Raw genomic sequence first — 12,427 nt, 5'->3', positions numbered from 1 at the left:
GCGCGACGGCGCGCGCCGCCGCAGCTACGGCGAGCTCGACGCGCAGTCGAACCAGCTCGCGCATGCGCTGCGCGAGCGCGGCATCGGCCGCGGCCAGCGCGTGGGCCTGTGCCTGGAGCGCGGCATCGACATGCTGGTGGCGCTGCTCGCGGTGCTGAAGTCGGGCGCGCGTATGTGCCGCTCGACCCGGCGTTTCCGCAGGCGCGGCTGGACCACTACGCGGAAGACGCCCGCCTCGAACTGCTGCTGACCACCTCGGACATCGTGGCCGCGCCGCGCGAATGGCGTGTCGACGCCGCTTCGCACCTGTTCGAGATCGACCGCGACACCGCCTGGCACCAGGCCCCCGTGAGCGCCCTCGTTTCGAGCGAGCAGGACGCGGGGCCCGAAGACGCGGCCTACGTCATCTACACCTCCGGCTCCACCGGCAAGCCCAAGGGCGTGTGCGTGCCGCACCGCGCGGTGGCCAACCTGCTGCAGTCGATGCGCACGGCGCCCGGCATCGGCGCGGCCGACCGCATCGCGGCCGTGACCACGCTGTCCTTCGACATCGCCGTGGCCGAGCTGCTGCTGCCGCTGGCGGCCGGCGCAGAAATCGTGATGGTGCAGCGCGAGACCGCCATGGACGGCAACCACCTGCGCGCGCTGCTCGAGGACGAAGACATCACCATCCTGCAGGCCACGCCCGGCATGTGGCAGCTGCTGCTCGACGCGCAGTGGCCCGGCGCCCCGGGCTTCAGGGGCTGGATCGGCGGCGAGCCGGTGCGCGCGCGGCTGGCGCTGGAGCTGCTCGATCGCTGCGAGGAACTGTGGAACGTGTACGGCCCCACTGAGACCACCGTGTGGTCGACCGTGTGGAACATGCGGCGCGACGTGGTGGCCTCGCGCGGCGTGTCGATCGGGCAGCCGATCGACAACACCGAGGTCTGGATCCTCGACGCCGACCTGCAGCCCTGCCCGCTCGGCGTGCCCGGCGAGATCTGCATCGGCGGCGACGGCATGACGCTGGGCTACCTGCACCGCCCCGAACTCACGGCCGAGCGCTTCGTCACCACGCGCATCCTGGGCAACGCCACGGCCGTGTACCGCACCGGCGACCGGGGCCGCTGGCGCAACGACGGCCTGCTGGAGCACATGGGCCGGCTCGACTTCCAGGTGAAGGTGCGCGGCTACCGCATCGAGCCCGGCGAGATCGAGGCGCGCTGCAACGAAGTGGCCGGCGTATCGCGCAGCGTGGTGGTGGCGCGCGAAGACCATCCGGGCGACGTGCGGCTGGTGGCGTACCTCGCCTTGAACCCGAACGCGCCGGGCGCGGCCTTCGACCTCGATGCGCTCATGCAGCACCTGCGCGACCACCTGCCGGCCTTCATGCAGCCGCAGCACGTGGTCACGCTCAAGAGCCTGCCCACGCTGCCCAACGGCAAGCTCGACCGCGTCTCGCTGCCCGCGCCGCAGGACGTGCCGCGCGAGGTGGTGCGGCGCGGCGCCGGCCCGCGCAACGACCACGAGCGCAAGGTGCTCGCGGCCATGGAACAGGTGCTGAGCCTGCCCGGCCTCGACATGAAGGACGACTTCTTCACCATGGGCGGCCACTCGCTGCTGGCCGCGCGGCTGGCCACGCTGCTCAGCCGCGAGTTCCAGGTCACGCTGCCGCTGCGCACGCTGTTCGAGGCCCCCACCGCCGAGCGGCTGGCCGTGGCCGTCGAGGCGCTGCAGGGCGCGGGCGCCGGCGTGCAGGCGCCGCTGGCCCACCGGCCCGAGCGCGAGAGCGCGCCGATGACGCCTTCGCAGGAGCGCATCCGCTTCATGGAAGAGCTGCACCCCGGCCGTTCGGTCTACAACGCCCCGTCGGCGCAGCGGCTGCTGGGCGAGTTCGACGCGGCGCGCTTCGAGTCGGTGCTGCGCGAGATCATTCACCGCCAGCCCGCGCTGCGTACCTCTATGGGCACCGACGCGCGCACGGGACAACCCGTCCAGTCGATTGCGCGGGATGTGGAATTTTCATTGCCGGTGATCGATCTGCGCGACCTGCCCGCCGACCAGCGCGAGGCCGAGCTGGCCGAGCAGATGCAGGAGCTGGCCGACCGGCCCATCGACATCCACCGCGCGCCGATGGCCCACGCGGCGCTCTTCAGGCTCGACGAGCGCGATCACGCCTTCGTGTTCGTGCCGCACCACCTGGTGTGGGACGGCTGGTCTTTCGACCTGATGCAGCGCGAGCTGTCGGCCCTGTACGACGCGGCCGAGCGCGGCCGCGCGCACGGCCTGCCCGCCATTGCCACCACGCACGGCGACTATGCCGAGTGGCTCGCGCAGTGGATGCAGGAGCCCGCGTTCGAGGAGCAGCTTTCGTTCTGGCGCAAGCGCTTTGCCGCCGCGCCGCTGCCGCGCCTGCCCCAGACCGACATGCCGCGCCGCGCGGGCAAGAGCGGCCAGGGCGGCACGCAGTGGATCCAGATCGACCTGGCCACCACGCAGCGGCTGCGCGAGGTGGCGCGCGGCATGGACGTGACGCTCAGCATGCTCACCTTCGGCCTCTATGCGCTGACCATGGCCCGCACCATCGGCTGCGACGCCATCGTCATCGCCAACCCGGTGCGCGGGCGCCAGCAGCCCGAGACCGAGGACGTGATGGGCGTCTTCAACAACGTGCTGCCGGTGTCGCTGCAGATCGACATGCGCCAGTCGCTGCCCGAGTTCATGCACTACGTGAAGGACGAACTGCTCACGCTCATGAACTACCAGCAGGTGCCGTTCGAGCGCCTCGTGGCCGAGCCCGGCGCCGGCGGGCAGGCCAAGGCCTCGGGCCCGTACCAGTCGATGTTCTCGTTCCAGGACGCGCGCGACCGCTCGCGCCGGCTCGGCAGCCTGCAGACGCGGCAGATGCACCTGATGCAGCGCGGCGCGACCGACGACATCGGCGTGTGGCTGATGGACAAGGCCAACGGCCTGGAAGGCGCGCTGATCTACAACGCCGACATCTACCTGCGCGAAACCGGCGCGCAGCTGCGCGAGCGCTACCTCGAGCTGCTGCACCGCGCGGCCGACCGGCCCGACGCCCCGCTGGCCGACATCGCCAGCGCCGACAACTCGACCAGCGCGGCCTACCTGCGCAAGCTCGCGGCCGACGGCACCCGGGCCGAGGCGCCGGCGAGCGCGGCGGAAGGCGCGCCGAAGGCCAAGGCGGGGCTGATGAACCCCGAGCAGGCGCAGCTCGCGCAGATCTGGGCCGGCGTGGTCGGCATCGACGTGAACGACATCCGCGCCAACGACAACTTCTTCGACCTCGGCGGCGATTCGCTGCTGGTGCTGCGCGCGGTGCAGCAGACCGAGCTGCTGCTGGGCTACCGCGTGGAGCCGCGCCGCTACCTGTTCGAGAACCTGGGGCAGATCGCCGCCTCGTCCACCTTCCACCCGGTGCACGCGGCCGGGCCCGACAGCATTCCGTCGGAGCTGCAGAGTCTGCCCGCGGCCACGGCGCCGCGCGGCGGCCTGCTGGGCCGGGCCCTCGGCGGCTGGCTGCGCAAGAACTGAAGGAACACACCATGCAAAGCGCCACGCTCGCACGCGCCATCGACGCGCCGGTGTGCCGGTATGTCGACCTGGACGAGTTCACCGACCTGCTGCCCGCGCAGGTGCTGTCGGACGAAGAGCGCGCGCGGGCCGGCAAGTTCCGCTTCGCCACCGACCGCCAGCGCTTCGTGGCGGCGCACATCGCGCTGCGGCAGGCGCTGGCCGCGCACACCGGGCTGCGCGCCGACACGCTGAGCTTTGCCACCGGTTCCTTCGGCAAGCCCTCGCTGCCGGGCCGCCCGCGCACGCAGTTTTCGCTGAGCCACAGCCAGGGACTGGCGCTGATCGCCATCGGCGGGCGCGGCCCGCTGGGGGCCGACATCGAGCAGTTGCGCCCGATGCCCGATGCCCCCGCGCTGGCCGCGCGGCACTTCACGCCGCGAGAGAACGAGGCGCTGGCCAGGCTGCCGGCGCGCGAACGCGACCACGCCTTCCTGACCTGCTGGACGCGCAAGGAGGCCTGCCTCAAGGCCATCGGCGTGGGCCTGCTGGTGCCGCCGCGCAGCTTCGAGGTGGGGCTGGAGCCCGACTGCCGCAGCGTCGAGCTGCCGGTGGCCGGCCGCATCCTGTGGCTGGTGCTGGGGCCGGCGCCCGCGCGGCTGGACAGCGTCGGTTCGATCGCGGAATGGCGCGAGACCCAGGGCCGCGCCGTCGTCAACGGCCCGATGGCGGAGGCCCAAGCATGAACGCCCTCGCGCTGATGTTCGGGCCGGCCTCGCGCCAGCTCTTCGGCATGTTCCATCCGGCCGAGGACGGCGGCGCGCGCGACACCGCCGTGCTGCTCTGCCCGCCTTACGGCCCCGAGGGGCTGCGCACGCACCGCTTCTTCAAGGTGCTGGCCGAGCGCCTGGCGCGCAGCGGCGTCGCCACGCTGCGCTTCGACTTCTACGGCACCGGCGACTCGCCCGGCGACGAACGGCAAGGCGAGTTCGAGGGCTGGCGGCGCGACCTGTGCTGCGCGCACGAGGAACTGAGCCGCCGCGCCCCGGGCACGCGCATCGTCTGGGTCGGCGCGCGGCTGGGCGCCACGCTGGCCGTGCTGGCCGCGCGCAACGGGCGCTGCGACCCGGTGCGGCTGGTGCTGTGGGAGCCAGTGATCGACGGCCGGCGCTATGCACGCTTCCTGCGCGAGCAGCATGTGGTGGCCATCGACACCACCTTCTGCATTCCCGACCTGGCCTGGCGCCGCGACCTGCTGCGCGAGCCCGACGCGGTGCCCGAAGAGGCGCTGGGCACCTCGCTGTCGCCCGTGCTGCGCGCGCAGCTCTCGGCGCTCGTGCCCGACGCGCTGCCGCTCACCGCGCTGCACGACACGCTGGTGCTGGCGCAGCCCGACGACGCGCACACGGCGCAATGGGCGGCCGAGCAGCAGTCGCGCCACATGCCCGTGCGCCTGGCCTATTTCAAGCACCGGCTCGAATGGACCGCCGACCCCTACCCCAACAGCGCCATGGTGCCGGCCGATGCGCTGAGCCGCCTGCAGGGAGCCATTCATGAATGAGATGACACAAAGCCCGGTGCGCTTCGGCCAGGGCGAAGCGCTGGTGGGCATGCTCACCACGCCCGCGCACCATGCCATGGCCGCCACCGGCTGCCTGATGCTCAACATGGGCGCCAACCACCGGGTCGGCCCGCGCCGCATCAACGTCAAGCTGGCGCACCTGCTGGCCGCGCGCGGCGTCGGCAGCCTGCGGCTCGACCTGGGCGGCGTGGGCGACAGCGACGCGCTCGACACCGCCAGCGACCTGCGTACGCGCGCCGTGCAAGACCTGCGCGCCGCCATGGACCTGGTCGAAGGCACATTGGGCATTCGCCAGTTCGTGATCGTCGGCATGTGCTCGGGCGCCGAACACGCCATGGCGGTGGGTGCGCTCGACCCGCGCGTGGTCGGCCTTTCGCTGTTCGACGGCTTTGCGTTTCCCGAGCGGCGCACGCGCTGGGAGCGTACCGTGCGGCGCGCGCTGGCGGCGCCGGGGCATCCGTCGTTCGCGGGCAAGGCCGTGCGCTGGGTGCAGCGCCGCGTGCTGCGCATGCAGCCGGCGAACAAGACGCTGCCCGGCTTCTTCACCGAGGAAAGCTCGCCCGACGCCACCGCGAACTGGTTCGCCGCCACGATGAAACAGCTGGCCGAGCGCAAGGTCGCGATGCAGCTTCTGTATTCGGGCTCGCTGCACGTCTGCGACCGCGACCGCGACCAGCTCGGCGCCTTCCGCCACGCGTCTTTCGCGCAGGCGCTGCAGTACGAATTCATGCGGGACGTCGACCACACCGTCTGCACGGAGAAGGGACAGCAGCTGTTCCTCCAGGCCGTGGGCGACTGGGTCGCCGACCGCTGTTTCGGCACCAGCACGGAGCGGCGCAGCCCCAGCCGCACCGTGGCCGGTGCCACCCGCGCCATGCCCACCACATGGGCCGCGCCCTAGGCACCCACCCGTCACACGGCAGTCAAGGAGATCACCATGGAACGCATCGATCCAGCCAGGCCCTCACACGGCACCCGCACACTCTCGGCCCTGGCCCTTGCGGAGTACAGGCTGCGATGGCTCGGCCTGGCGTTGCTGCTGTCGCTCGGGCTGGCGGGCTGCGCGCCGGGCTTCGGCTCGCCGGGCGCCTCGGCTTCACCAGCGCCAACGGCGACGCCACCGCATCGGCCTCCGGCGACAACGGCAAGATCATCCAGATCACGCCCGACCTGATCCGCGCGCAGATCGCGCAGCGGCCCACGGCCGTGTCCGAAGACGTGAAGCGCCTGTTCGCGCCGGTGCCGGTCTACACCATCGGGCCGGGGGACGTGGTGGGCATCATCGTGTACGACCATCCGGAGCTGCTGCCCAACGCCGGCGCGGTGATCGCGCAGCAATCCGACCCGACCGGCGTGACCGTGGCACCCGGCTTCATCGTCGACGCCAAGGGCGAGATCTTCTTTCCCTACATCGGGCGCACCAAGGTGCAGGGCCTGACCGAAAGCGGCGCCTCGGAACTGGTCGCGCGCCGCATCAAGGCCTTCGTCAAAGACCCGCAGGTGTCGGTGCGCATCCAGTCGTTCCGCAGCCAGCGTGCCTATGTGCAGGGCGAGGTGCGCACGCCCGGCCTGCAGATCTTCACCGACGTGCCGATGACGCTGTCGGAAGCCATCAGCCGCGCCGGCAGCTTCACGCAGATCGGCGACCGCTCGCGCATCACGCTGACACGCGGCGGCCGCTCCACGGTGCTCGACCTGGCGATGCTGCAGTCCCTGGGCGTGGACGCCAACAGCATTCCGCTGCGCAACGGCGACATCGTGAACGTCGGCACCCGCGAGGACAGCCGGGTCTACGTGATGGGCGAAGTGCGGGCGCGTCGGCGCTGCAGATGCGCCAGAACGGCCGGCTGAGCCTGAACGAGGCGCTGGGCGACGTGGGCGGCCCCGACCTCGCGACCTCCGACCCCGGCCAGATCTACGTGGTGCGCAACGCGCCGGACAACCCCGACCGCCAGCAGATCTTCAACCTCAACGCGAAGAACCCGGTGGCGCTGGCGCTGGCCGACCGCTTCGAGCTGCTGCCGCGCGACGTGGTGTACGTCGACCACGTGCCGCTGGTGTCGTGGAGCCGCGTGTTCAGCCTGATTCTTCCGGCGGCCCAGGTCGTCAACCTCGCCCGCGACACCGCCCGGCGGTAAGCGATACGGCCCCCTTCCCGCACGAAAAGGTGAACCCCATGAACGCGCGTTGGCAAGCTTCGCTCCCGGCCCCCGCGGCCGCCCCTGTGCCCATGGTCGAGGCCACCTGGGTGCGGGAGTCACGGTTCCAGGAATACCTGGACATCCTGATCGACAGCCGCTGGCTGATTGCCACGGTGACGGCGCTGGCGCTGATCGGGGGGGCGTGCTACGCGCTCTTCGGTCCACGCGTGTACGAGGCCAACATCCTGATCCAGGTCGAAGACCCCGATCGGGCGGGCGGCAATTTTCCGGGCGACGCCAACGGCGGCGGCGGCATCAGCGTGAAGACGCCGACCGCCGGCGAGACCGAGATCCTGCGTTCGCGCATGGTGCTGGGCCAGGCCATGGAGAACACCCGGCTCTTCATCAGCGCCAGGCCGCACTACATCCCCGTGATCGGCGAATTCCTCGCGCGGCATTCGACCCAGCTGTCCACGCCCGGCGTGCTGGGCATGGGCAACTACGTGTCGGGCACCGAGCGCATCGCCGTCGCGCAGATGGACGTGCCGCCGGCCTCGAGGGCAAGAAGTTCCTGCTGACCGCGGGCACCGACGGCAGCTACACGCTGAGCAACCCCGGCCTGGACACGTCGCTGCAGGGCAAGGTCGGCGTGCCGCTGGACGCCACCGTGCCGGGCGGCGCGCTGCACCTGCTGGTGGGCTCGTTCGACGCGGAGCCCGGCGGCGCCTTCGAGCTGGTGCGCTACTCCAAGCAGCTCACCTTGCTGGGCCTGCAGAAAGACCTGCGCGTGGTCGAGAAAGGCAAGCAGTCGGGCGTGATGGACATCAGCATGCAGGCCGAGAACCGCGGCCAGCTGGCCGACGTGCTCAACGAGATCTCGCGCCTGTACGTGCGCCAGAACATCGACCAGAAGACCGTGCAGGCCGAACGCGCCCTGGCCTTCCTGGGCACCGAGCTGCCCAAGTTCAAGGCCCAGCTGGAGCAGTCGGAAGACAGCTACAACCAGTACCGCAACCAGAACGGCACCATCAGCCTAGACGACGAGGCCCGCAACGCGCTGTCGCAGAACGTCGACCTGCAGGCCAAGCTGCTGGACGCCAAGCAGAAGCGCCTGGACCTGGTGGGCCGCTTCACCGCCGCGCACCCGGCCGTGCAGACGCTGGACACGCAGATCGCCTCGCTCAAGAAGGAATTGGGCGCGGTCGACGGGCGCATCCGCCGCATGCCGATGCTGCAGCAGAACTCGCTGCGCATGCAGCGCGACATCAAGGTCAACACCGACCTCTATGCGACGCTCTTGAACAGCTCGCTGCAGATGCGCCTGGCCAAGGAAGGCAAAGTGGCCAACGTGCGCGTGCTCGACCAGGCGCTGCTGCCCGAGAAGCCGGTGCGGCCCAAGGCGCTGATCGTCATGGCGCTGTCGCTGGCGGGCGGGCTCTTTCTCAGCGGTGCCGTGGCGCTGCTGCGCAAGACGCTCAGAAAGTCCATCGCCAGCCCCGACGAGATCGAGGCCGTGACGGGGCTCAACGTGTACAGCACCATCGCGCTGAGCACCCAGCAGCGCGTGCTCGACCGCGCCATCCGCAGCGGCAAGCCGGGCGTGAAGGTGCTGGCGGCGCTGCATGTCGAGACCCGGCGCTGGAGGGGCTGCGCCGGCTGCGCACCGCGCTCAAGTTCGTGATGATGGGCGCGCCGAACAACCGCGTGCTGATCTCCAGCGCCACGGCCGGCGCTGGCAAGACCTTCGTGTCGTCCAACTTCGCGACGCTGCTGGCGTCGTCGGGCAAGCACGTGCTGCTGGTCGACGCCGACCTGCGCCGCGGCACCCTGAGCGAGGAGTTCGGGCTGCAGCGCAAGGACGGGCTGTCGGACATCATCACCGCCGGCCTGCCGATCGACCGGGCCATTCACTACCACGTGCTGCCGCGCCTGGACGTCATGACCTCGGGCACGCTGCACCCCGACCCCGCCGGCATGATGACCAGCGACGTCTTCGCGCAGACGCTGGCCACCCTGTCCGAGCGCTACGACGTGGTGATCGTCGACGCGCCGCCCACCCTGCTGGCCTCCGAGACCGCCGCGATGGCGCCGAGCATGGGCACGCTGCTGCTGGTGGCCCGCGCCGACCAGAGCGAAAGCGGCGAGCTGCTCGAAAGCGTCAAGCGGCTGGGCCACGTGGGTGCGGCGTTCCACGGGGTGGTGTTCAACGCGGTCGACACCACGCAGCGCCACTACCGCGGCTACAGCTACGGCTATGGCTACGAGATGTACCGGCGCGAACCGGCGCATGCGCTCGGCGAGGCCGACACCGTCATGCCCCGGCGCATCGAACCGGAGCATGCGACATCATGAGCGCCCTTCGCTCCCCCCCGCCCGCGCGGCCCACCGCACGCACGGCCGCCAACACGCCGGTCTACGGGCCGATCGGCGGCGCCCCCTGGCTGCGGGTGGCCAAGCGCGCCGCGGACATCGCGATGGCCGGCTCGTTCTTCCTGTTCTTCGGCTGGGCCTATGCGCTGATCTGGCTCGGCGTGCGCATGACCTCGGGCAGCCCGGCCATCTACATGCAGCCGCGCTACGGCAAGGACGGCAAGGTGTTCCGCTTCCTGAAGTTCCGCTCGATGGTGGCGGACGCCGACGCGTGCTGGCGCGCCACCTGCGCGAGAACCCCGCCGCCCGCCACGAGTGGGCCGTGTACCAGAAGCTGGCGCACGACCCGCGCATCACCCGCTTCGGCGCCTTCCTGCGCAAATACAGCATCGACGAGTTCCCGCAGTTCTGGAACGTGCTGCTGGGCGACATGAGCATGGTCGGCCCGCGCCCCTGCATGTTCGCGCAGAAGGAGCTGTACGGGCACTACTGGAACCACTACTGCGCCGTGCGCCCGGGCATCACGGGCCTGTGGCAGATCAGCGGGCGCAACGAGGTCAGCTACCGCCGCCGCGCGGCGATGGACGCGGAGTACGTGGCCACGCTGTCGCTGGGGCGGGACTTCGTGATCCTGCTGAAGACCTTTGCGGTGGTGGCCGGGGCGCACGGGTCGCGCTAGCCGGGGCCGAGCGAACAACCCTTCACGAAAGAACCCATGCGTATCTTTGTTGCGGGACATCGCGGAATGGTCGGCCAGGCGCTGACGCGGCGGCTGGCGCAGGCGGGCCACGAGGTGGTCACGCGCGGCCGCGCCGAGCTCGACCTGCTCGACCAGGCGGCGGTCGCCCGTTTCTTCGCGGCCGAGCCCGTCGACCAGGTGTACCTGGCGGCGGCCCGGGTCGGTGGCATTCATGCCAACGCGACCTACCCCGCGCAATTCATCTACGAGAACCTGATGATCGCGGCCAACGTCACGCACCAGGCCTTCGCGGCGGGCGTGAAGCGCATGCTGTTCCTGGGCTCCAGCTGCATCTACCCCCGGCTGGCCGAACAGCCCATGGCCGAAGACGCGCTGCTCGGCGGCCCGCTGGAGCCGACCAACGAGCCCTACGCCATCGCCAAGATCGCGGGCCTGAAGCTGTGCGAGAGCTACAACCGGCAGTACGGCGCCAGCCACGGCATCGACTACCGCAGCGTGATGCCGAGCAACCTGTACGGCCCCGGCGACAACTACCACCCGCAAAACAGCCACGTGGTGCCCGCGCTGCTGCAGCGCTTTCACCTGGCGCGCGAGACGCACGCGCCCCACGTGACCATCTGGGGCAGCGGCCAGGCACGGCGCGAGTTTCTCTATGTCGACGACATGGCCGAGGGTTGCCTTGCCGTGATGGACCTGCCGCGCGCCGCCTACGCGCGGCACACGGCGCCGATGCGCGGCCACATCAACCTCGGCACCGGCGAAGACGTGTCGATTGCCGAGCTGGCCGCGCTGGTGCGCGAAGTCACCGGCTACGCGGGCGACATCCGCTACGACGCCACCCAACCCGACGGCGCGCCGCGCAAGCTGCTCGACGTGTCGCGCGCCGCAGCCATCGGCTGGCGGCCCACGGTGCCGCTGGCCGAGGGGCTGCGCCGCGCCTATGCCGCCTACCTCCAGGCGGCCCCTTCCACCTTGCCCACCCAAGAGATCGAACATGCCTAAACGCGCACTCATCACCGGCATCACGGGCCAGGACGGCTCCTACCTGGCCGAACTGCTGATCGACAAGGGCTACGAGGTGCACGGCATCAAGCGGCGCACCTCGCAGTTCAACACGGGGCGCATCGACCACCTGTACGCCGACGTGCACGAGATCGCGCAGCGCCACCTGCACCTGCACCACGGCGACCTCGCGGACGGCAGCAACCTCACGCGGATCATGCAGGAGGTGCAGCCCGACGAGGTCTACAACCTCGGTGCGCAGAGCCACGTGGCCGTGAGCTTCGAGAGCCCCGAATACACGGCCGACATCAACGCGCTGGGCACGCTGCGGCTGCTGGAGGCCATCCGGCTGCTGGGCCTGCAATCGAAGACGCGCTTCTACCAGGCCAGCACCAGCGAGCTCTACGGCCTGGTGCAGGAAGGCCGCCAGAGCGAGAGCACGCCCTTCTACCCGCGCAGCCCCTACGGCGCGGCCAAGCTCTACGCCTACTGGATCACCCGCAACTACCGCGAGGCCTACGGCTTCTACGCGTGCAACGGCATCCTGTTCAACCATGAGAGCCCGCGCCGCGGCGAGACCTTCGTGACCCGCAAGGTCACGCGCGGGCTGGCCAACGTGGCGCAGGGGCTGGAGCAGTGCCTGTTCCTGGGCAACATGAACGCGCTGCGCGACTGGGGCCACGCCAGGGACTATGTGCGCATGCAGTGGCTGATGCTGCAGCAGCCCACGGCGGTCGACTACGTGATCGCCACGGGCATCCAGTACAGCATCCGCGAGTTCGTGGCCAAGGCCGCGCGCCAGCTCGGCATCACGCTGGTGTTCGAGGGCCGCGGGCTCGACGAGGTGGCCGTGGTCAGCGCGATCGAAGGCGACGACGCGCCGGCCGTCTGCGTGGGCGACGTGCTGGTGCGGGTCGACCCGCGCTACTTCCGCCCCGCCGAAGTGGAAACGCTGTGCGGCAACCCGGCCAAGGCCGCGGATGACCTGGGTTGGGTGCCCGAGGTCACGCTCGACCAGATGGTGGCCGAGATGGTCGCCTCCGACCTCGGGCTGGCCAAGCGCCGCGCGCTGCTGCAGCGCCACGGCTATCACACGCCCCAGAGCATCGAGGCCTGAGC

At 70.7% G+C, this 12,427-nt stretch carries 11 protein-coding genes and 2 pseudogenes; all 13 read left to right on the top strand.

Translation table 11 applies throughout. The features are described from left to right. Nucleotides 1-67: 67 nt before the first annotated feature. Nucleotides 68-1,365: pseudogene (locus tag BMG07_RS45070) on the top strand (amino acid adenylation domain-containing protein); the annotation flags it as partial. A gap of 3 nt (nt 1,366-1,368) precedes the next feature. Then, on the top strand, nt 1,369-3,534 hold the full coding sequence (locus tag BMG07_RS45065) for a condensation domain-containing protein (protein ID WP_374221320.1): 2,166 nt from the start codon (nt 1,369-1,371) through the stop codon (nt 3,532-3,534). An 11-nt stretch (nt 3,535-3,545) separates the two neighbouring features. Next, a complete protein-coding gene (locus BMG07_RS26950; protein WP_198087103.1) occupies nt 3,546-4,259 on the top strand; it encodes a 4'-phosphopantetheinyl transferase superfamily protein in 714 nt (237 codons plus the stop codon). Further along, nucleotides 4,256-5,074, top strand: a complete 819-nt coding sequence (locus BMG07_RS26945) for an alpha/beta fold hydrolase (RefSeq protein WP_198087102.1) — start codon at nt 4,256-4,258, stop codon at nt 5,072-5,074. Before BMG07_RS26950 ends, BMG07_RS26945 begins: the two co-directional genes overlap by 4 nt. Continuing rightward, nucleotides 5,067-5,996, top strand: a complete 930-nt coding sequence (locus tag BMG07_RS26940; protein ID WP_198087101.1) for an alpha/beta hydrolase — start codon at nt 5,067-5,069, stop codon at nt 5,994-5,996. Before BMG07_RS26945 ends, BMG07_RS26940 begins: the two co-directional genes overlap by 8 nt. A 116-nt stretch (nt 5,997-6,112) precedes the next feature. Beyond that, nucleotides 6,113-6,946 carry a polysaccharide biosynthesis/export family protein gene (locus tag BMG07_RS26935; protein ID WP_307867081.1) on the top strand — a complete coding sequence of 278 codons (834 nt, stop codon included), beginning with the start codon at nt 6,113-6,115 and terminating at the stop codon, nt 6,944-6,946. Further along, complete coding sequence (locus BMG07_RS44310) at nt 6,925-7,233, top strand: hypothetical protein (protein WP_307867080.1); 309 nt, start codon at nt 6,925-6,927, stop codon at nt 7,231-7,233. The genes BMG07_RS26935 and BMG07_RS44310 overlap by 22 nt, the downstream gene beginning before the upstream one ends. A 38-nt stretch (nt 7,234-7,271) precedes the next feature. Next, complete coding sequence (locus BMG07_RS42860; protein ID WP_269759413.1) at nt 7,272-7,814, top strand: Wzz/FepE/Etk N-terminal domain-containing protein; 543 nt, start codon at nt 7,272-7,274, stop codon at nt 7,812-7,814. A gap of 71 nt (nt 7,815-7,885) precedes the next feature. After that, on the top strand, nt 7,886-8,917 hold the full coding sequence (locus BMG07_RS42855; protein WP_307867079.1) for a GNVR domain-containing protein: 1,032 nt from the start codon (nt 7,886-7,888) through the stop codon (nt 8,915-8,917). Next, nucleotides 8,917-9,588, top strand: coding sequence for a CpsD/CapB family tyrosine-protein kinase (locus tag BMG07_RS42850; protein WP_269759412.1), 672 nt, complete (start codon nt 8,917-8,919; stop codon nt 9,586-9,588). The genes BMG07_RS42855 and BMG07_RS42850 overlap by 1 nt, the downstream gene beginning before the upstream one ends. Continuing rightward, nucleotides 9,585-10,285 (top strand): annotated as a pseudogene (locus BMG07_RS26925) (sugar transferase). The gene BMG07_RS42850 and the pseudogene BMG07_RS26925 overlap by 4 nt, the downstream one beginning before the upstream one ends. A gap of 36 nt (nt 10,286-10,321) precedes the next feature. After that, nucleotides 10,322-11,308, top strand: coding sequence for a GDP-L-fucose synthase (locus BMG07_RS26920; protein WP_198087100.1), 987 nt, complete (start codon nt 10,322-10,324; stop codon nt 11,306-11,308). After that, nucleotides 11,301-12,425 carry a GDP-mannose 4,6-dehydratase gene (gene gmd / locus BMG07_RS26915; protein ID WP_198087099.1) on the top strand — a complete coding sequence of 375 codons (1,125 nt, stop codon included), beginning with the start codon at nt 11,301-11,303 and terminating at the stop codon, nt 12,423-12,425. Before BMG07_RS26920 ends, gmd begins: the two co-directional genes overlap by 8 nt. The last annotated feature ends 2 nt before the right edge of the window (nt 12,426-12,427 follow it).

It is taken from the genome of Variovorax sp. E3 (assembly GCF_016082275.1).
Classification (GTDB): domain Bacteria; phylum Pseudomonadota; class Gammaproteobacteria; order Burkholderiales; family Burkholderiaceae_C; genus Variovorax.
The sequence above is the reverse complement of the archived record's forward strand: the minus strand, read 5'-3'. Positions and strand labels throughout refer to the sequence as shown.

Excerpts from the sequence above, each read along its gene's own strand:
- BMG07_RS42860 (WP_269759413.1), top strand. The coding sequence starts at position 7,272 with ATGAACGCGCGTTGGCAAGCTTCGCTCCCGGCCCCCGCGGCCGCCCCT.
- gmd (WP_198087099.1), top strand. The coding sequence starts at position 11,301 with ATGCCTAAACGCGCACTCATCACCGGCATCACGGGCCAGGACGGCTCC.
- BMG07_RS26945 (WP_198087102.1), top strand. The coding sequence starts at position 4,256 with ATGAACGCCCTCGCGCTGATGTTCGGGCCGGCCTCGCGCCAGCTCTTC.
- BMG07_RS44310 (WP_307867080.1), top strand. The coding sequence starts at position 6,925 with ATGCGCCAGAACGGCCGGCTGAGCCTGAACGAGGCGCTGGGCGACGTG.
- BMG07_RS26920 (WP_198087100.1), top strand. The coding sequence starts at position 10,322 with ATGCGTATCTTTGTTGCGGGACATCGCGGAATGGTCGGCCAGGCGCTG.
- BMG07_RS26950 (WP_198087103.1), top strand. The coding sequence starts at position 3,546 with ATGCAAAGCGCCACGCTCGCACGCGCCATCGACGCGCCGGTGTGCCGG.
- BMG07_RS45065 (WP_374221320.1), top strand. The coding sequence starts at position 1,369 with ATGCAGCCGCAGCACGTGGTCACGCTCAAGAGCCTGCCCACGCTGCCC.
- BMG07_RS42850 (WP_269759412.1), top strand. The coding sequence starts at position 8,917 with ATGATGGGCGCGCCGAACAACCGCGTGCTGATCTCCAGCGCCACGGCC.
- BMG07_RS26940 (WP_198087101.1), top strand. The coding sequence starts at position 5,067 with ATGAATGAGATGACACAAAGCCCGGTGCGCTTCGGCCAGGGCGAAGCG.
- BMG07_RS26935 (WP_307867081.1), top strand. The coding sequence starts at position 6,113 with ATGGCTCGGCCTGGCGTTGCTGCTGTCGCTCGGGCTGGCGGGCTGCGC.